This is a genomic window from Clavibacter sp. VKM Ac-2872 (genome assembly GCF_015351105.1).
Classification (GTDB): Bacteria; Actinomycetota; Actinomycetes; order Actinomycetales; family Microbacteriaceae; genus Clavibacter.
The window spans coordinates 646,172-662,197 of record NZ_JADKRR010000001.1 but is presented as its reverse complement, the minus strand read 5'-3'; the positions used below and the strand labels follow the sequence as shown (position 1 = coordinate 662,197).

Below are 16,026 nucleotides of genomic sequence, written 5' to 3'. Positions count from 1 at the left end.
GAAGAGGACACGATGTTGCAGCACGAGACGATCTTGAATGATCTCATCCAGAAATGGGTGTCACTGGGTCTCGAGTACGCGGACGGCGCCCCCAATCTGACGAAGATATACATATACGGTGCGTCTGAGCGAGACAGCGCATACGCGAACATGTTCTTCGAGCAGAGGGGGTCCGTCGTGTATGCGAACGAGCTCGAAGGCGTGGATGCCAGTCGGGAACGAGCCGTGGCAGTGCAGCGATTTCTACTGAAGGACCTCAAGGCGGCCGAGGTCCAAATGCACGAACTGGGCGCACGGATTCCGACGCAGTATCGCGTGACGTACGACACCGTCATACGACAGCTCGACATGCAGCTATCATACGAACCCATGTACGCGAAGCATCCCACGAAGATCATGGAGGAAGGCGCCGAGGATTGGCTCGACGGACGCCTGAGGAAGATCTTCGGTAGACGATGACCCCTCCCCGAGCGGAAGATGCACGAATGCACCGCGAGCAAGAGCGCGAGCAGACACAGTGGCACTCGACATCGCGATGATCGGGTACTCGAGCGACGTGAAGGCGCGGGATCTGGCGGAAGTCAGCATCTACGTGAATGCCGAGATCGAACATGCCCACGCCGCGAGGCCTCCTGGTGAATCACGTCTACTGCGATGAGTCGGGCACCGAATACGTTGAGCCCATCAAGCCGATATCGGAGGATGAGGCACGCAGGGGAGTCGCACCTTGAGATACGAGTACTGCCGAGAGTAGGACACGGCGTCTCGAGCGCCTCTCGAACCGCTTTCCGAGATGGAAGCACGCCAGCGTTACCTGCGTACGTAATCGCGCACGCCAAAAGCAAGGGTGTTATCAATAGAGACGTCGACGGATTCGAGTAAAATGCGGCCAGGTAGCGAGAGGCAGTGGCCCCCGATGAATTACATCTACTGCGAAGAGTGGGACGGCGAATTCAACGAGCCCATCAAACCATTGTCGGAGGCCGACGCGCGTAGCCGTTTCGACGGCCTGGTCCCCGAGCCTGACCATTGGTTCACCGTCGCGGCACTCAAGGATGACGCCCGAGATCGTGCGGTGCCTGAATTCCTGCTCGAAGTCATCCCTCATGCCGACTTCGTCAATGTCTCATTTCTCGACGAACTCGGCCGCCAGCGCTTTCGATACGGGTTCAAGAACCTGCAGGGCCGGCTCTTCATGTCCAACGTGACGGAGCACCGCTATCCCGCCGATCGGTCCTTCCATCCGATCAACGAGGCCAACGCCGTGGAGGAATTCGTCTTCAAGCCCGAAGGCTACGCCAAGCACGTCGTCATGGATGACGCAGATCCACTTACTCACGTCTCCGAGTACCGAGAGGTGAAGATGGATCGCCATTGGGAACGAGTGCCCCAGTTCGGCGACTGGGAGCATCTGGGCAAGTTCAATCGATGATTTCCGCTGCAATGGCGAGTGGATGATCATCGCTTCCCATCAAGAGAGACAATGCGACGGATGGATCAAGAACAGGTCTTGGCGGAGCTCATCGAGAGCTGGGTCTCACTCGCCCTCGAGTACTCCGACGGCGCTCCGGACCTGACCGAGATATTCGTCTACGCCGCCTCCGAGCGAGATAGGACGTACGCGAACGTCTTCTTCGAGCAGGATGGCTCCGTCATCTACGCCAGCGAGCTACGCGGCGTGGACGCCAGCTCGGACCGGACCGTGGCCGTGCAGCGCTTCCTGCGCAAGGACCTCAGGGCGGCCGAGACGCGGCTTCGCGAGCTCGGCGCACCCGTGCCGACGCAATACCGCGTGACGTACGACACGATCCTGCGACAGCTCGACATGCAGCTGTCACACGAACTCATCTACGCGAACCACCCCACGAAGATCATGGAAGAAGGAGCCGAGGACTGGCTCGACGGGCGCTTGAGGAAGATATTCGGCGACGATGACGCCCCTGCGCCGAGCGAGAGGTGATCGAGAGGAGCCGCAGGCGAGCGCACACGCGTGGACGATCACGATCGCACGCCGGATAGAACATCCGACGGTCGCGGCGCCGCCGGTGCCGCCTCAGGCCGCCGGCCCGCCGTCCTCGGGCGCGACCGCAGAGGTGGCGGCGACCTGGTCCTCGGCGATGCGCGTGTGGTGGTGGATGACCTCCGCGACGATGAAGTTCAGGAACTTCTCCGCGAAGGCCGGGTCGAGCTTCGACTCCTCGGCCAGGGCACGGAGGCGGAGGATCTGGCGGCGCTCGCGCTCGGGATCCGCCGCGGGCAGGCCGTGCGCGGCCTTCAGCCGGCCGACCGACTGCGTGAACTTGAAGCGCTCCGCGAGCATGTGGACGAGGGCGGCGTCGATGTTGTCGATGCTCCCGCGGATCTCCCCCAGCTCCTCGAGGGCGGCACGGGCGTCGTCGTCGAGGGGCACCCCAGCGGGGCCGGTGTTCTCAGGCATGCGATGACCCTACCCATCCGCGCCTGGACGACGGAGGCGGGCGTCCCCGATGGGGACGCCCGCCTCGTGTCGTGCGGGTGGATCAGTCGACGATGGTGACCTTCACGTCGATGTTGCCGCGCGTGGCGTTGGAGTACGGGCAGACCTGATGGGCCGCGTCCGCGATCTCCTGGCGGCGCTCGGCCGGCACGTTCGGGAGGTAGACGTCGAGCTCGACCGCGAGGCCGAAGCCGCCCTGGCCGTTGTCGCCGATGGAGACGCTGGCGGAGACGCCCGCGTCCTTGGTGTCGACGCCGGCGTTCTTGCCGACGAGGTGGGTGGCGCCCAGGAAGCAGGCGCTGTACCCGGCGGCGAAGAGCTGCTCCGGGTTCGTGCCCTCGCCCGAGCCGCCCATCTCCTTGGGGGGACGGGTGTCGAAGTCGATGCGGTCGTCCTCGCTGCGGACATGTCCGTCGCGTCCTCCGCCGGAGGCGTGCGCGATAGCGGTGTAGATGGGTTCCATGGATCCATCAGACCACGACGGGCCTGGGAGCGCGCGCCGTCCGCGGTGGACGTTCGCGGCACGGACGGTGGATCGCGGGCGAACGCGGCGGGACGCGCGCCGGCGGCCGACGCGTCGCCCGGGCGCGTCGCGGCGATCCTCCCGTGACCGGCCGCGGGTCAGGGCAGGAGGCCCGAACGGTAGCCCCACACGACGGTCTGCAGGCGGTCGCGGGTGCCGAGCTTGGTCATGATCCGCGTGAGGTGCGACTTCACGGTGCTCGTCTCGATCACGAGCCGGCCGCCGATCTCGTCGTTGGAGAGGCCGTCGCCGAGGAGCCGCACGATGTCCTGCTCGCGCGGCGTGAGCACATCGGATCCGGGGTGCACGGCGGACGCGGCGCGGCGGCGGGTGAACTCGGCCATCACGCGGCGGGTGGTCACGCCGTCGAGGGCGGCCCGGCCCTCGGCGAGCGCCCGCACGGCCTGGATGAACTCCTCGGGCTCCGCATCCTTGAGCACGAAGCCGCGGGCGCCCGCCTCGAGCGCGCCGAAGACGTACTCGTCGAGGTCGAAGGTGGTGGCGACGAGGACGGCGGGTCGCTGGCGGTCGGCATCGGCGTCGGCGTCGGCCCCGCTGATCGCGCGGGTCGCCTCGATGCCGTCGCCGCCCGGCATGCGCACGTCCATCACGACGACGTCGGGCGCGAGGCGGCGCACGAGCTCGACGGACTCGCGGCCGCCCGCGGCCTCGCCGACCACCTCGATCCCACCCGCCGTCTCCAGCACGACGCGGAAGCCGGCGCGGACGATGGACTGGTCGTCGACCAGGACCACGCGGATCACGCGTCGGCCCGGTCCGCCGGCACGGGCTCCACGGGCAGCTCGAGGCGCACGCGCCAGGTGCCGGATCCGGTGGGTCCCGCCTCCAGGCGGCCCCCGACGAGCGCGGCCCGCTCGCGCATCCCGACCAGGCCGTAGCCGGGCGCGGTCGCGGGGGCGGCGGCGGGCAGCGCGTTCTCGACGGTGAGGGCGATGCGCGTCGCGCCGGCCTCCGTCGTGAGGGTGACGGCGGATCCGGGAGCGTGCCGCCGGGCGTTGGCGAGCGACTCCTGCACGGTGCGGTACGCGGTGACGTCCGCGAGCGGGGCGAGAGCGGGCCCGGTGCCGATCGCGCGCTCCTCGACCTCGGTGCCCGACGCGCGGGCCGCCGCCACGAGCCCCGTCACGTCGGCGAGGCCGGGCACGGGCGCGGTGCCCGCCTCGCCGCCGCCCTCGCCGTCGGACCCCTGGCGGAGGATCCCGACGATGGAGCGCAGCGCGTCGAGGGTCTCGCGGCCCTGGCGGCGGATCCCGCGGAGGGAGTCCTTCGCGCGCTCCGGGTCGAGGTCCACCAGGCGCTCGGCGGCGCCCGCCTGCACGACGAGCGCCGTGAGGTGGTGGGCGGCCACATCGTGGAGCTCGCGGGCCATGCGCGTGCGCTCGGCGGCGACCGCGGCCCGGCTCCGCGCGGCCTGGTGCTCGAGGGTCTCGGCGGCGCGCGCGAGCACGTCGCGGTCGTGGCGGCGGCGGAGCGCCACCCAGGAGCCGACGGCGGCGCCGGCCGCGGCGATGAGCAGGCCGCTGACGAGGATCGACACGGCCGCGATGACCGTGTCGAGGGAGAGGCGCGCGTCCACGGCCGTGGGCACGAGCATCCCGCGCACCTGGCCGGTGGCGGCCAGGTACCCGCCGACGGCCTCGAGCCCGATGGCCGCGGCCATCACGCGGACGGTCGACGCCGGCGCGAGCCGCGACCCGACCGTGTAGGCCGCGACGACGGGGGCGGCCGCCCAGAACCCGAAGTGGGGCGGCAGCACCGCGACGAGCGCGCCCTGGAGGAGCGACACCGCCAGGAGGGTCGACCGCGGGTGCCGGCGACGGGACGCGAGGGGGACGCACTGCGCGACGGCGAGGATCCCGATGAGCGCGCCCTGCGTCGGCGACATGCTGCGCGAGGTGCCGTCCGCCCAGACGAGCGCGGCGAGGACCCCGAGGAGCAGCACCGTGAGCAGCGCCCAGGCCGCGGCGGCCGCCGCGTCGCGCCCGGCGGGGGTGCGGATCCCGACGCGGGCGAGGCCGGCGCGGACCCGGTCCCCGAGCACGCCCCGCGGGCGGACGGCGACGAGGGCGTCGGCGGGCGTCGGGTCGGTCACGCTCCGAGCATGGCAGGCCGGCCGGCCGGTGCCTGCGCCCCCGTCGCCGCGCATCAGTAGCTCACGCTCGGCGCGAGCAGGCGGAAGCCGACCGCGAAGGCGGCGACGGCGACCAGCGCGAGGAGGACGAGGATGCGTCCGGCGACGATCCACGCCCCGCGCCGCGTCCGCACGGCCTGCCACGCGGCGAGCGGGGCCGGGATCACCGCCAGGGCGCCGAGGAGCTGCAGCCCCTGCAGGGTGCGGAGCGCGCCGGCGGGCACGTCGACGAACGACAGGGCCTGGACCGCCGCGGCCGTCCAGCCGAGGAGCGCCACGAGGGTCACGGCCTGGCCGATGCGGGACAGCAGGTGGACCCGGCTGCGGCGGGGACGCGGCGCGGCGGGGACGGCGGCGTCGGCGCGCGCGGCACGGCGTCGGCCGATCCCGGCGATCGCGGTGGCCGGCCACGCCACCACCGAGACCAGCAGCACGGCGACGGACGCGAGCAGCAGCGGCAGCGCGACGGACGCGACCTGCCACGGCTCCGCCCGCAGCATCGTGAAGGACGCGCCCCAGGAGATCGCGTCCACCGGCCCTCCGTCGGCGGAGGCGCGGGTCGCGAGCACGGCGTCGCCGCCCACCTCGCGCCACAGGTCGTCGCCCGCCTTCTCGTAGACGCCCGTCGTGACGCCGAGCGGCTTCGGGGTGACGGCGATGGTGCCGTCGGCGCGCGGCACGATCTCGGTCTGGCCGCTGAGGTTCAGCAGCGCGCCCGGGTTCGAGAACGGGGAGCGCGAGGAGAGCCAGGTGCCGACGAGCGCGGCGGCGGCCTCGGGGTCGCCCGTCGGCGCGACGGCGGATCCCGCGGTGCCCTCGTCCGCGCGCAGGTACCGGTCGGCGAAGCCCTGCAGCACGGTCGTGCGCAGCTCCAGGGTGTCGACGGCGTCGCGGCCGTTGCCGTTGAAGGTGACGAAGATGCCGGCGTCGCTGTCCGGGAACATGCGCATGGCCGTGTGGAAGACGTTGGTGTCGCCGTCGTGGCCGAACGCCGCGACGCCGGGCGTGCTGTCGTCGAAGAAGCCGAGGTCCATGCGCTGGCCGGCGGCGAGGGCGCCGAGCTGGTCGGTGCCCAGGGCCGGGCGGTGCATCTCGTCGAGGGTCGCGGGATCCAGCAGCGCCTCGTCGTCGGGCAGGTCGCCGAGGTGGCCGAGCATGAAGCGCGCCATGTCGGTGGCCGTGGCGGAGAGCGCGCCGGCCGGCGCCGCGTTGACGACCTCCGTCGGGTACGAGGGCTGGGAGTCGTCGGGGTAGCCCTTCGCGAGGCGCGCGTCGAGGTCGGCGGGGAGCGGCTGCGCGAAGGACGACGAGGTCATCCCGGCACGGTCGAGCACCTCCTGCTGCACGAGGTCGACGAACGGCGTCCCGGCGACGCGCTCGGCGACGTAGCCGGCGAGGCTCGCGCCGTAGTTCGAGTATGCGGGGGTGGTGCCGGGGACGAAGACCTGCTCAGGCGGATCCGTCTTCATCACGTCGCCGAGGGCGCGCTCGCTGCCGGGCAGGCCGATGAGGCCCGTGATGACCTCCTCGAACCCGGACGTGTGGGTGAGGAGGTGCCGCAGCGTGACGGCGCCCTTCGGGGTGTCGAGGTCGAAGTCGAGGTACCGCTGCACGTCGGCGTCGAGGTCGAGGCGGCCCTCCTCCACGAGCTGCATGACGGCCGTGGCGGAGACCACCTTCGAGACGGAGCCGACGCGGAAGAGGGTGTCGTCGGGATCCACCGCGCGGACGGAGCTGCCCTCGGTGCCGGTGTCGGCGAGGCCGTAGCCGCGGGAGGTGAGCACCTGGCCGTCGGCGACGACCGCGACGGCGGCACCGGGGATCCCCGTCGTCGGCAGCGCGGAGCCGAGGACGCCGTCGAGCCAGGTGTCCACGTCGGCCCGCGTGAGGTCGTGGCCGCCCTGCTGGTGCTGCGGCGGGGCCGGGGGCGGCGGATCCGCGGGGGTCGCGGTCGTGGCGGCGCCCGCGGCGAGCGGGATGGCGAGGGCCAGGGCGAGCGCGCCGACGGTCGCGGCGAGGCGCCGGGAGCGACGGCCGCGGGTCGGGGCGGTGGAGGTGGAGCGGGGTGTCGTGTCCATGCCTGCAACGCTCCCGGCTGGGCCGCGCCCGCACAGGGCGCGGGAGTCGGCACCAGGGTTGCGACTCGAGTCGCAGGCGCACGACCGCCGAGTCGGCAGGCCTCAGGCGTCCGCGTCGGCGACGAGCTCGACCTTGAACCGCTCGCCGTCCTCGAGGAACGCGGCGCGGTGGTCGGGCCCGCCCGCGAACGGGTGCCGGTCGGCGTAGAGGCGCGCCCAGCCGTGGTCGGGCGCCTCGGCCCAGAGCCGGTCGACCTCGGAGGCGGATCCCGCGTGGAACGCGAGGTGGCTGAGGCCCGCGCCGCGCCGGTCGTGCGGGGCGTCGCGCGGAGCCCGGGCGATCACGAGGTACGCGTCGCCGAGGCGGAGGCTCCGGCCGTCGGCCCAGCTGGCGTCCTCCGCGTAGCCGAGCTCGCCGAGGATCCAGCCCCAGGAGGCCAGCGCCGCGTCGAGGTCGCGCACCTGCAGCTCCACGTGGTGGAGGGATCCGCGGGCCGTCACGCGGGACCGCGGCGCGCGATCGCGTGCTCGGCGAGGAAGACGGCGGACCCCAGCGTGAGCCGCCGCTCGGCCCGGCGCAGCATCCGGGTCGCCGCGACGACGTCGGCCTGGTGCGCGGGGTCGGCTTCCCGCAGCGTCCGCTGCGCCCACTCCAGCGCGGCGGTCGGCGGCTGCCCGCTCATGGCGGTCGGCCCGCCGAAGACCGCGTGCAGCCGGGCACGCGGATCCTCCCGGTCGCCGAGGATCGTGGCCGCCCACCTGCTCTGCATCGTGCCTCTCCCGTCGTCGCGTCGTCCCTCCACGGTACGGAGGAGGACACCGCGACCGCGTCCGCCGGACGGGGGAGGCGGGCGCCGCGGCCCGTCCGGACCGCGGGGGCGCGACCGGCGCGTCGCATGCGCGGACGCCGTATGGTGAGCCCGTCGCCCCGCATCGCCGGGGCCGAACGACGCGCCGCCGGACATCCGAACGTCACGTGCGCGAGCTGGTCCCCTCGTGACGCGCCGCCGCCGGTACCGGCCCGGCGCGCCGCCCCGCAGGACCGGGCACGGTTTCCCGGCCGGTCCCGACGCTGCGTCCCGTCACACCGATGTGCACCGCCCGGAGGCACTCCATCCCCCACGTCCGCAGCTACCCCGCCGCCGCCGCCTCGCGCGTCCACGCCAGCGCTCCACCGCCGCGCGCGGACGCCGATCCCGGCAGCCGCAGCTACCTCGACTTCGCCGTGGTGGCCGAGGACGACGGATGCCACTCCGTCGTCGTGACCTACGAGCACAGCGCATCCACCCCGCTCGCCCTCGGCTTCGCGCTCGACCGCGCGCAGACGCGCACCGTGCGCTACCCGCCGCTCGTCGAGGGCGCGACCCGCCGGACGCTGGCCATCGACGTCCAGATGCGTCGCGGACCCGGGGTGATCCGCGTGGCCGAGGGCCAGGACGACGCCCGGCTGCACGTCCACTCGCTGCGCGTCACGCGCATCCGTCCCCGCGAGGACCCGGGCGCAGGGGTCGCCGTCCCGCCCGTGACGGACCCGCTCCCGCAGGAGACCGGCGCGGCGTAGAGCCGCGTCGCCGCGCCCGGGAACGCACGCGGTGGATGCGCGCGGATGCACGCGCCCCCGTCTGCCCCCGCCCCTGGTGTTCCCTCACCCGAGCGGTTACGGTCGCACCAGTCCCGATTGATTACCCGTCGCTGGGGACGTCATGTGGCACCGCCGGAACGCGACGGTTCGGCGCTGCGACGTCGATCACACCAGGAGCTCGCCCGAAACGGGCACCTGGGAGCAGGGCCCGACGCGCGGTCGCGCGTTCGTCGGGCTCGGGCTCGGTGACCCTCTCCTCCCCCTACCCCGCTCCGCTTGATCGGTGGGGCATCGGATCAGCTCGCGCACGTGCCCATCCCGCAGCCGCACGACGATCCAGGAGCCGCCCATGAGCCCGGACGGCCCCCTCCCGCTCGGCCGCCGCTCGATGCGCCGTGAAGACATCGAGCTCATGGTCGCGATCGCCTGGAACGCCGAGGGGCAGCAGCGCGGACTCCGCCCGCTGGCGTGGGAGGTCGGCGACGCGGACTTCGTGCACTTCATCGGGAGCGCCGACGCCTACTCGCGCCCGGCCCGTCGCGAGATCATCGAGGACTGGATCGCGGAGCTCGGCCTGGCGGACGTCATCGACTCCACCGCTCCCCCGCTGCACCGCGTCGGCGGCGACATGGTGTGGACCGGCGCCATCGACACCATCGGCATGCAGTTCCACTACCCCGCCGAGACCGGCGACGCGGATCCGGACCCGAGCTGATCCGTCCCGTCGCGTCGGGCGCGCGTCCGCTCAGGTCGCGGGCGTGCGGAACAGGACCGGTCGTCCCTCCCGGGCGGCGATGCGCGCGTCGAGCCCCGCGCGGACGGCCGGCCACTCGTCGGCGAGGATCGAGTGGATCGCCGCGTCGCGCCAGGTGCCGTCGGCGCGCCGCTGATCCCGTCGGCAGACGCCCTCGAAGGTCGCGCCGAGCTTGAGGATGGCGGCGCGCGAATGCGCGTTGCGCGCGTCCGCCTGGAGCTTGACGCGCCCGAATCCCGCGTCGAACGCGCGGCCGAGCAGGAGGCGCTTGGCCTCGGCGTTCACGACGGTGCCCCACACGCGCGGGTCGTAGGCGGTCCAGCCGAGGTGCGCGCGCTCGCGGCGCACGTCGAGCTCGGTGAGGCTCGTGGTGCCGACGACGACGCCGTCGTGCGGGCCGCCGACGAGGATCACGGCGCACGGCAGGTCGTCCCAGCGGAAGTAGCCGCGGGCCCACGCGTCGAACTCCGCCGGGTCGGTGCGGAGGCCGGCTGACCCGCCGCCGAAGCCGCCCGCGAAGACGGCCGGGTACGCGATCGCGTCGCGCAGGGCGGGGATGTGGTCCGGTGTGAGCGGGTCGAGACGCACGTGGGTGCCGACGAGGGGCGTGGGCGCGGGGATGGTGGCGGTCACCCGGCCATGGTGGCAGACGCGCGGCCGGGACCCGCGGTGGTCGCGGGCCCCGGCCGGGCGATGCGTCCTAGCTGCCGGACGTCGCCGCGGGCGCGGGCGTCGTGGCGGGCGTGCCGCCGGACGTCGAGCCCTCGGAGGAGCCGGGCGTCGTGGCGGGGGCCGCGGGACCGGCGGGCGGGGTCGGTGCCGTGCCGCCCGCGCCGACGGGCGGGGCGGGCGGGGCGCAGCCGTCGGCGGGCGGGGCCGGCGGCGTGGGCGGCGTGGCGGGCGTGCCGTCCGCGTTCGTCGGGGGCGCCGGGGGCGTGGATCCGTCGGGCAGCGTCGCGGGCGCGGGCGGCGTGGATCCGTCGGGCAGCGCGGGCGGGGCGGGGCAGGTCGCGGAGGTGCCGCTCCCGGATCCGGCCTGGCCGCTGGTGTCGCCGCCGTTCCCGTCGGCGAAGGCCGCCGAGGAGAAGAGCGCGACGAGGCCGAGGGAGGCGCCCGCGATGCCGACGGCGATGCCCGCGCGACGCTTCCGCGGGGACGGGGTCGGCCCGCCAGGCTCCCGGTTCCCGGGCCGCTTCTCGAAGACGGTGATGGTGTCGTCCATGGTGGTCCTTCCGTGTCCGCCGCGGCGCAGGGTGCGCCGCGGTCGGTGATCCCAGGCTCGGCGGCGGATCTGAAGTCCTCCTTAAGTTCCGCGCCCCGAGCGGACATGCGGCCGGGAGCCCCCATCCGCGCCTCCTACAGTCGGGGCATGCTCCCTCCCGCCCGCGTCCTCGTGGTGGAGGACGACGCCGCCATCCGCGCCGCCGTCGTCTCCACGCTCACCGCCGAGCGCTTCGTCGTGCGCGGCCTCGCATCCGGCGTGGAGCTCGAGGAGGAGGTCAGGGGCTTCCTGCCCGACCTCGTGGTGCTCGACTGGATGCTCCCCGGTCCGAGCGGGATCCAGCTGGCCGAGCGGATCCGCCGCTGGAGCGACGCGAGCGTCATCATGCTCACCGCCCGGGACGCCGTCGAGGACCGGCTGCGCGGCTTCGGCCAGGGCGTCGACGACTACATCGTCAAGCCGTTCGCGCTCGCCGAGCTCGTGGCCCGCGTCGGCGCGGTGCTGCGGCGTCGCGGGCGGCTGGCGTCCGTGGTGGAGATCGGCGACCTGCTCGTGGATCCCGACGCGGGCCTCGCCCGGCGCGGCGGCGAGCAGCTCGAGCTCACCTCGATCGAGTTCCAGCTCCTCGCCTACCTCGCCGCGCACCGCGGCCGCACGCTCTCGAAGACGCAGCTGCTCACGCAGGTGTGGGGGTACGACCAGGCCGACCCGAACCTCGTGGAGGTCCACATCAGCGCGCTGCGCAAGAAGATGGAGGCGCGGGGGCCGCGGCTCCTGCACACCGTCCGCGGGCTCGGCTACCGGGTGGAGGCGTGAGCGCGCTCGCCCGCGGTCGCGCGCGCGCCGTCGCCCTCGCGCCGGGCGCGCCGCTGCGCACCGGATCCCTCCGCACCCGCACCGTCCTGGCGGTGCTCGCGCTCCTCGCCGTGCTGCTCGTGGCGCTCTCGCTCACGGTGCAGGCGATCCTGGGGGCGCAGCTCCGTCAGCAGATCCAGGACCGGCTCGCCGACCGCGCATCCGCCGCCGCCGCGCTCGTGGGCGTGCTCGACGACGACGCGCTCGCCGAGCGGCTGAGCGCGCAGGGCGTCGCCGTGCAGATCACGAGCCCGGACGGCGGCGCGGTCTCGGTGCGGCCGGGCCGGGATCCGCTCGGCGCCACGCTGCCCGGGCCGGATCCCCTCGGCGAGGCGCCCGGGTCCGGGTCGGTCAGCACCCCCGCGACGCCGCGCGCTGACGCCGTCACCGTCGCCTCCAGCTCCGTGAGCTCCTCCGCCGACTCCCTCACCCTCCGCTCCGACCTCAGCGACGGCACCGTCCTCGAGCTGTCGGCGGGCACCGGATCCGTGGACGGCACGCTCGCCTCCCTCCGCGGGATCCTCGCGGTCGCCTCCCTCGTGTTCCTCGCGCTCGCGGCGGTCGCGCTCGTCGTCGTCGTGCGCCGGACCCTGCAGCCGCTCGAGGACATGACCGGCGTCGCCCGCTCCATCGGCCGGGGCGACCGGGGCCGCCGTCTCCGCCCCACCCGGCCGGGCACCGAGCTCGGCCGCACCGCGACCGCGTTCGACGAGATGCTCGACGACATCGAGCACGCGGAGCACCAGGCCCTCGCGGCGGAGGCCCGCATGCGCGCGTTCGTGGCGGACGCGGCGCACGAGCTGCGGACGCCGGTCGCCGGGATCCGCGCGTCCGCCGACGCGCTCGTGCGCACCGACCCGAGCGCCGAGGAGCGCGAGCGCCTGTCGGTGCACGTGGTCCGCGAGGCGATCCGGGCGGGCCGCCTGGTCGACGACATGCTCATGATGGCGCGCCTCGACGAAGGGCTCTCGGTCGAGGGCCGACCCGTGCGGGTGCCGCAGGTGGTCGAGCAGGCCGTCGCCCAGCAGGCGGCGCGCACGCCGGGGACGCGCGTCGTCGCCGAGGTGCGCGGCGCTCCCCCGGCCGTGCGGGCGGATCCCGACCGGCTCGCGCAGATCCTCGACAACCTCCTGCAGAACGCCGCCCGCTACGCCGCGTCCGAGGTGCGCGTCGAGGCGGAGGCGGCGGACGCGGCGACCGTGCGCATCACGGTCGCCGACGACGGCCCCGGCGTCCCCGACGCCGACCGCGAGCGGATCTTCGACCGCCTCGTGCGCCTCGACGACGGCCGCGACCGCCAGCACGGCGGCGCGGGCCTCGGCCTCTCCATCGCCCGCGCTCTCGCCCGCGCCCAGGGCGGCGACCTCGTGTGCCTGCCCGCTGTCCCGGGCGCCGGCGCGCGCTTCCGGCTGACGCTGCCGGTGGTGGATGCGGGCTGAGGGCTTGCGCCCGACCCTCCGAGTGTTATCGAATGTCGATCACATCGAATATCGACAAGGGGACGCCATGGCGAGCACGGGGATCATCGAGAGCCGGCCGGTGCGCGAGCGGCCGCCCGTGCTGCGGATCACCCGCTTCGTGCTGCTGCTCGTGATGACGTACACGGCGATCGCGGACGCGAGCCGGGCCATCAGCACCGTGACCGGCCTCCACGTCGCCTTCGGCATCGACCCGCGCCTCCCGCTGAGCGACCTCCCCCAGCTCGCGCGGGCCGACCTTCGCCCGGGGGCCGCGGGCACGCTCGGCGACGCGGACCTCCTCCTGCGCATCTTGGGTGCCGTCCCGTCGCTGATCCACGCCATCACGGTCGTCCTCGCCGTCGCCTGGCTCCTTCGGGCTCTCCGGGGCATCGCACAGGGCCAGCCGTTCCACGCGTTCGTCGTCGCGAACTGGCGGCGGCTCGCGCTGACCCTGCTCGGCGGCGGCGTCCTGCAGGTCGTGGCGGGCGGGATCGCGACCGCCTACCTCGCCGCGGGTCTCGGCCTCGGCGCCCCGACCGTCGCGCTGAGCGCCTTCGGCACGTTCGGGCTCGGGGGTCTCGGGGGGCCGCAGACGTTCCTCGGCGGCGACTACACCGACGTGATGAGCGCGCCCGTCGAATGGCCCGTCGACCTGCTCCTCGCGGGTCTCGTCGCCCTCGCGCTCACGGCCGCGTTCCGTGCGGGCGCCCGCCTCGCCGAGGACGCCGATGGCGTCGTCTGACGCGCACCGCATCGCCTGCCACCTCGACGCGGTGCTCCAGGCCCGCGGCATGACCCTCACCGAGCTGTCGGCGCGCACGGGGATCACGATGGCCAACCTCTCGATCCTCAAGAACGACCGCGCGAAGGCCATCCGCTTCACGACGCTCACGCTCATCTGCGACGCGACGGGCGCGACCCCGCAGGAGCTGTTCTCGATCCGGCCCGCGCACTGACGCCGTCTGTCGCGCGGCCACCCCCGGCCTACGCTGACGACATGAGCACCGACGCCCGCGCCCCGCGCACCCTGTCCGAGCACCGGCCCCCGGACGCGGAGGACCTCGTCATCGAGGTCCCGGCGGCGCGGCTGTCGGCCGTGCGCGTGCCCGCCCGCACCGGGGATCCGGCGACCGCGCCCGTCGCGCTGCTCGTGCCGGGGTTCACGGGGTCGAAGGAGGACTTCCTCCCGGTGATGGGCCCGCTCGCCGATCGCGGCGTCACGGTCGTGGCGTTCTCGCAGCGCGGGCAGTGGGGATCCACCGGGCCCGGCCAGGCCGAGCCGCCCGTCGACGCGTCGGGCTACGAGCTCGAGACCCTCGGCCAGGACGTGCACCACGTCCTCGACGCGCTGGCGGGCGTCGGCGGATCCGGCGGCCGTCACGTCGCGACCGATGCCGCGCCCGCCGCGCCCCTCGGCCCCGTGCACCTGCTCGGCCACAGCTTCGGCGGCGTCGTCGGCCTCCAGGCCGTGATCCGCGATCCCGGCCGCTTCGCCAGCTACACGCACTGGAACTCGGGCCCCCGCAGCCGCGCCGACCGCTCCGAGCAGATCGCCCTCGTCCGCGCGTCGGGCAGCGCCGGGCTCTGGCCGCTGTGGTTCCTGCCCGAGCAGCTCGACGGCGGCGATCCGGAGGTGGAGTGGTTCCGCACGCGCTTGTTCGGTACGGCGTCGGCGCAGCTGCTCGGCGCGCTGGAGATCATGCAGGCGCAGACCGACCGCGTCGACGAGCTGCGCGCGACGGGGATCCCCGTGCTCGTCTCCCATGGCGACGCCGACGACGCGTGGCCGCAGGACTGGCAGCGCGACATGGCCGAGCGCGCGGGCGCCCGCTACGAGGTGGTGGCGGACGCGGGCCACTCGGCGCAGGTCGACCAGCCGGAGGCGAGCGCGGATCTGCTCGCGGGCTTCTGGCGGAGCGCGACACCCGGCGGCTGATCGCCCGTCGGTCCACGGACCGCCCTCTGGTACCTTCGCGCCCATGCTGGTCCCCCACTACCTCCACGCCCTCGAGACGGCCGACGCCGCAGCGGCGATCGCCCTCTTCGCGCCGGATGGCCTCGTGCGCTCCCCGCTCTACGGCACCCTCCCCGCCACGGACTTCTACCCCGCCCTGTTCGCCGACACCGCGGCATCGCGGCTCACCCTGCGGCGCGTGATGCACGGCGACGACGAGGGCACCCCGACGGTAGCCTTCTGGTTCGACTTCGCGTGGGTGCTGGCGAACGGGGATCCCGCGCCCTTCACGGTCGTGGACGTCGCCGAGCTCGACGACGAGGGCCGCATCGCGCAGCTCCACATCGTGTACGACACGGCGCCGATCCGCGCCGCGTTCGACCGCCAGCGGGCCGCTCGGCCCACGGCGTGACCGCGACCGCGGCCTCGACCATGATCGTGTGGATCAACGGCACCCACGGGGTGGGCAAGACGACGACCTCGCGGCTCGTGCAGGAGCGGATCCCCGGGAGCCGCATCCTCGACGCCGAGAAGGTCGGCGAGGTGCTCATGGACATCCGGCCGCCGCTCCCGCAGCTGGACGACTTCCAGCACTGGACGCCGTGGCGGCCGCTCGTCGTCGAGACCGCGCGCCGCGTGCTCGAGTACGCGGGCGGCCCGCTCGTGATGCCCATGACGGTGCTCGTCGAGGCGTACTGGCGGGAGATCAGCGGCGGCCTCGCCGCGCACGGCATCCCCATCCGCCACTTCGTGCTGCACGCCGACACCGCGACGCTCCGCGACCGCATCCAGCACGATCCGGACGTGGGCCCCTCCGCCTTCCGCTTCTCGCGCGTCGAGCCCTACGCGGAGGCCGCCCGCTCCTGGCTGCACGCGGAGGCGGAGGTGGTCGACACGTCGCGGATCACCCCGGCCGAGGCGGCGGACCGCATCGCGGAGGCCGTCCTCGCGGGGGCGCCCGTCGCCTGAT

22 protein-coding genes are annotated in these 16,026 nt (G+C 73.9%); 13 read left to right on the top strand and 9 right to left on the bottom strand.

Annotated elements, in window-relative coordinates; translation table 11 throughout:
• The first annotated feature begins 12 nt into the window (after positions 1 to 12).
• From ITJ40_RS03315 to ITJ40_RS03300, 4 genes are all read left to right on the top strand, one after another.
• The gene (locus tag ITJ40_RS03315) at positions 13 to 459 is read left to right on the top strand and encodes a hypothetical protein (protein ID WP_194665724.1); all 447 of its coding nucleotides are present in this window, start codon (positions 13 to 15) and stop codon (positions 457 to 459) included.
• Positions 460 to 517: 58 nt separating this feature from the next.
• A complete protein-coding gene (locus ITJ40_RS03310; protein WP_194665723.1) occupies positions 518 to 658 on the top strand; it encodes a hypothetical protein in 141 nt (46 codons plus the stop codon).
• 258 nt (positions 659 to 916) lie between these two features.
• A complete protein-coding gene (locus ITJ40_RS03305) occupies positions 917 to 1,432 on the top strand; it encodes a hypothetical protein (RefSeq protein WP_194665722.1) in 516 nt (171 codons plus the stop codon).
• Between the two features lie 60 nt (positions 1,433 to 1,492).
• Positions 1,493 to 1,960 (top strand): hypothetical protein, encoded by a 468-nt coding sequence (locus ITJ40_RS03300; protein ID WP_194665721.1) that lies wholly within the window; start codon positions 1,493 to 1,495, stop codon positions 1,958 to 1,960.
• Between the two features lie 93 nt (positions 1,961 to 2,053).
• Here the strand turns inward: ITJ40_RS03300 and ITJ40_RS03295 are convergent, their stop codons facing one another.
• From ITJ40_RS03295 to ITJ40_RS03265, 7 genes are all read right to left on the bottom strand, one after another.
• Complete coding sequence (locus ITJ40_RS03295; protein ID WP_194665720.1) at positions 2,054 to 2,437, bottom strand: chorismate mutase; 384 nt, start codon at positions 2,435 to 2,437, stop codon at positions 2,054 to 2,056.
• 82 nt (positions 2,438 to 2,519) lie between these two features.
• The gene (locus ITJ40_RS03290) at positions 2,520 to 2,939 is read right to left on the bottom strand and encodes an organic hydroperoxide resistance protein (protein WP_194633794.1); all 420 of its coding nucleotides are present in this window, start codon (positions 2,937 to 2,939) and stop codon (positions 2,520 to 2,522) included.
• Positions 2,940 to 3,097: 158 nt separating this feature from the next.
• Complete coding sequence (locus ITJ40_RS03285; RefSeq protein WP_194665719.1) at positions 3,098 to 3,763, bottom strand: response regulator transcription factor; 666 nt, start codon at positions 3,761 to 3,763, stop codon at positions 3,098 to 3,100.
• Complete coding sequence (locus ITJ40_RS17380) at positions 3,760 to 5,112, bottom strand: histidine kinase (protein WP_194665718.1); 1,353 nt, start codon at positions 5,110 to 5,112, stop codon at positions 3,760 to 3,762. The genes ITJ40_RS03285 and ITJ40_RS17380 overlap by 4 nt, the downstream gene beginning before the upstream one ends.
• 53 nt (positions 5,113 to 5,165) lie before the next feature.
• Positions 5,166 to 7,229, bottom strand: a complete 2,064-nt coding sequence (locus tag ITJ40_RS03275) for a serine hydrolase (protein WP_194665717.1) — start codon at positions 7,227 to 7,229, stop codon at positions 5,166 to 5,168.
• A gap of 102 nt (positions 7,230 to 7,331) precedes the next feature.
• Positions 7,332 to 7,730 carry a VOC family protein gene (locus ITJ40_RS03270; RefSeq protein WP_194665716.1) on the bottom strand — a complete coding sequence of 133 codons (399 nt, stop codon included), beginning with the start codon at positions 7,728 to 7,730 and terminating at the stop codon, positions 7,332 to 7,334.
• Positions 7,727 to 7,999, bottom strand: coding sequence for a hypothetical protein (locus tag ITJ40_RS03265; protein WP_194665715.1), 273 nt, complete (start codon positions 7,997 to 7,999; stop codon positions 7,727 to 7,729). Before ITJ40_RS03265 ends, ITJ40_RS03270 begins: the two co-directional genes overlap by 4 nt.
• 320 nt (positions 8,000 to 8,319) lie before the next feature.
• Here ITJ40_RS03265 and ITJ40_RS03260 point away from each other — a divergent pair, with 320 nt between their 5' ends.
• Positions 8,320 to 8,790 carry a hypothetical protein gene (locus ITJ40_RS03260; protein ID WP_228511766.1) on the top strand — a complete coding sequence of 157 codons (471 nt, stop codon included), beginning with the start codon at positions 8,320 to 8,322 and terminating at the stop codon, positions 8,788 to 8,790.
• Positions 8,791 to 9,160: 370 nt separating this feature from the next.
• Positions 9,161 to 9,526 carry a hypothetical protein gene (locus ITJ40_RS03255; protein ID WP_194665714.1) on the top strand — a complete coding sequence of 122 codons (366 nt, stop codon included), beginning with the start codon at positions 9,161 to 9,163 and terminating at the stop codon, positions 9,524 to 9,526.
• A 30-nt stretch (positions 9,527 to 9,556) separates the two neighbouring features.
• Here ITJ40_RS03255 and ITJ40_RS03250 read toward each other — a convergent pair whose 3' ends face one another.
• Both ITJ40_RS03250 and ITJ40_RS17335 read right to left on the bottom strand, forming a co-directional pair.
• The gene (locus tag ITJ40_RS03250; RefSeq protein ID WP_194665713.1) at positions 9,557 to 10,198 is read right to left on the bottom strand and encodes a GNAT family N-acetyltransferase; all 642 of its coding nucleotides are present in this window, start codon (positions 10,196 to 10,198) and stop codon (positions 9,557 to 9,559) included.
• A gap of 67 nt (positions 10,199 to 10,265) precedes the next feature.
• Positions 10,266 to 10,787, bottom strand: a complete 522-nt coding sequence (locus ITJ40_RS17335; protein ID WP_194667003.1) for a hypothetical protein — start codon at positions 10,785 to 10,787, stop codon at positions 10,266 to 10,268.
• Positions 10,788 to 10,934: 147 nt separating this feature from the next.
• On the opposite strand from ITJ40_RS17335, the gene ITJ40_RS03240 reads away from it, so the two are divergent.
• The 7 genes from ITJ40_RS03240 (at position 10,935) to ITJ40_RS03210 (ending at position 16,025) form a co-directional block, all read left to right on the top strand.
• Positions 10,935 to 11,603 (top strand): response regulator transcription factor, encoded by a 669-nt coding sequence (locus ITJ40_RS03240; protein ID WP_194665712.1) that lies wholly within the window; start codon positions 10,935 to 10,937, stop codon positions 11,601 to 11,603.
• On the top strand, positions 11,600 to 13,081 hold the full coding sequence (locus tag ITJ40_RS03235) for a HAMP domain-containing sensor histidine kinase (RefSeq protein WP_194665711.1): 1,482 nt from the start codon (positions 11,600 to 11,602) through the stop codon (positions 13,079 to 13,081). Before ITJ40_RS03240 ends, ITJ40_RS03235 begins: the two co-directional genes overlap by 4 nt.
• A 67-nt stretch (positions 13,082 to 13,148) precedes the next feature.
• Positions 13,149 to 13,844 carry a hypothetical protein gene (locus tag ITJ40_RS03230; protein WP_194665710.1) on the top strand — a complete coding sequence of 232 codons (696 nt, stop codon included), beginning with the start codon at positions 13,149 to 13,151 and terminating at the stop codon, positions 13,842 to 13,844.
• Positions 13,831 to 14,058, top strand: a complete 228-nt coding sequence (locus tag ITJ40_RS03225; RefSeq protein WP_194665709.1) for a helix-turn-helix transcriptional regulator — start codon at positions 13,831 to 13,833, stop codon at positions 14,056 to 14,058. The genes ITJ40_RS03230 and ITJ40_RS03225 overlap by 14 nt, the downstream gene beginning before the upstream one ends.
• A 41-nt stretch (positions 14,059 to 14,099) precedes the next feature.
• Positions 14,100 to 15,038, top strand: a complete 939-nt coding sequence (locus ITJ40_RS03220; protein WP_194665708.1) for an alpha/beta fold hydrolase — start codon at positions 14,100 to 14,102, stop codon at positions 15,036 to 15,038.
• 43 nt (positions 15,039 to 15,081) lie between these two features.
• Positions 15,082 to 15,468 carry a nuclear transport factor 2 family protein gene (locus tag ITJ40_RS03215; protein ID WP_194665707.1) on the top strand — a complete coding sequence of 129 codons (387 nt, stop codon included), beginning with the start codon at positions 15,082 to 15,084 and terminating at the stop codon, positions 15,466 to 15,468.
• Positions 15,465 to 16,025, top strand: a complete 561-nt coding sequence (locus ITJ40_RS03210; RefSeq protein WP_370531984.1) for an AAA family ATPase — start codon at positions 15,465 to 15,467, stop codon at positions 16,023 to 16,025. Before ITJ40_RS03215 ends, ITJ40_RS03210 begins: the two co-directional genes overlap by 4 nt.
• The last annotated feature ends 1 nt before the right edge of the window (position 16,026 follow it).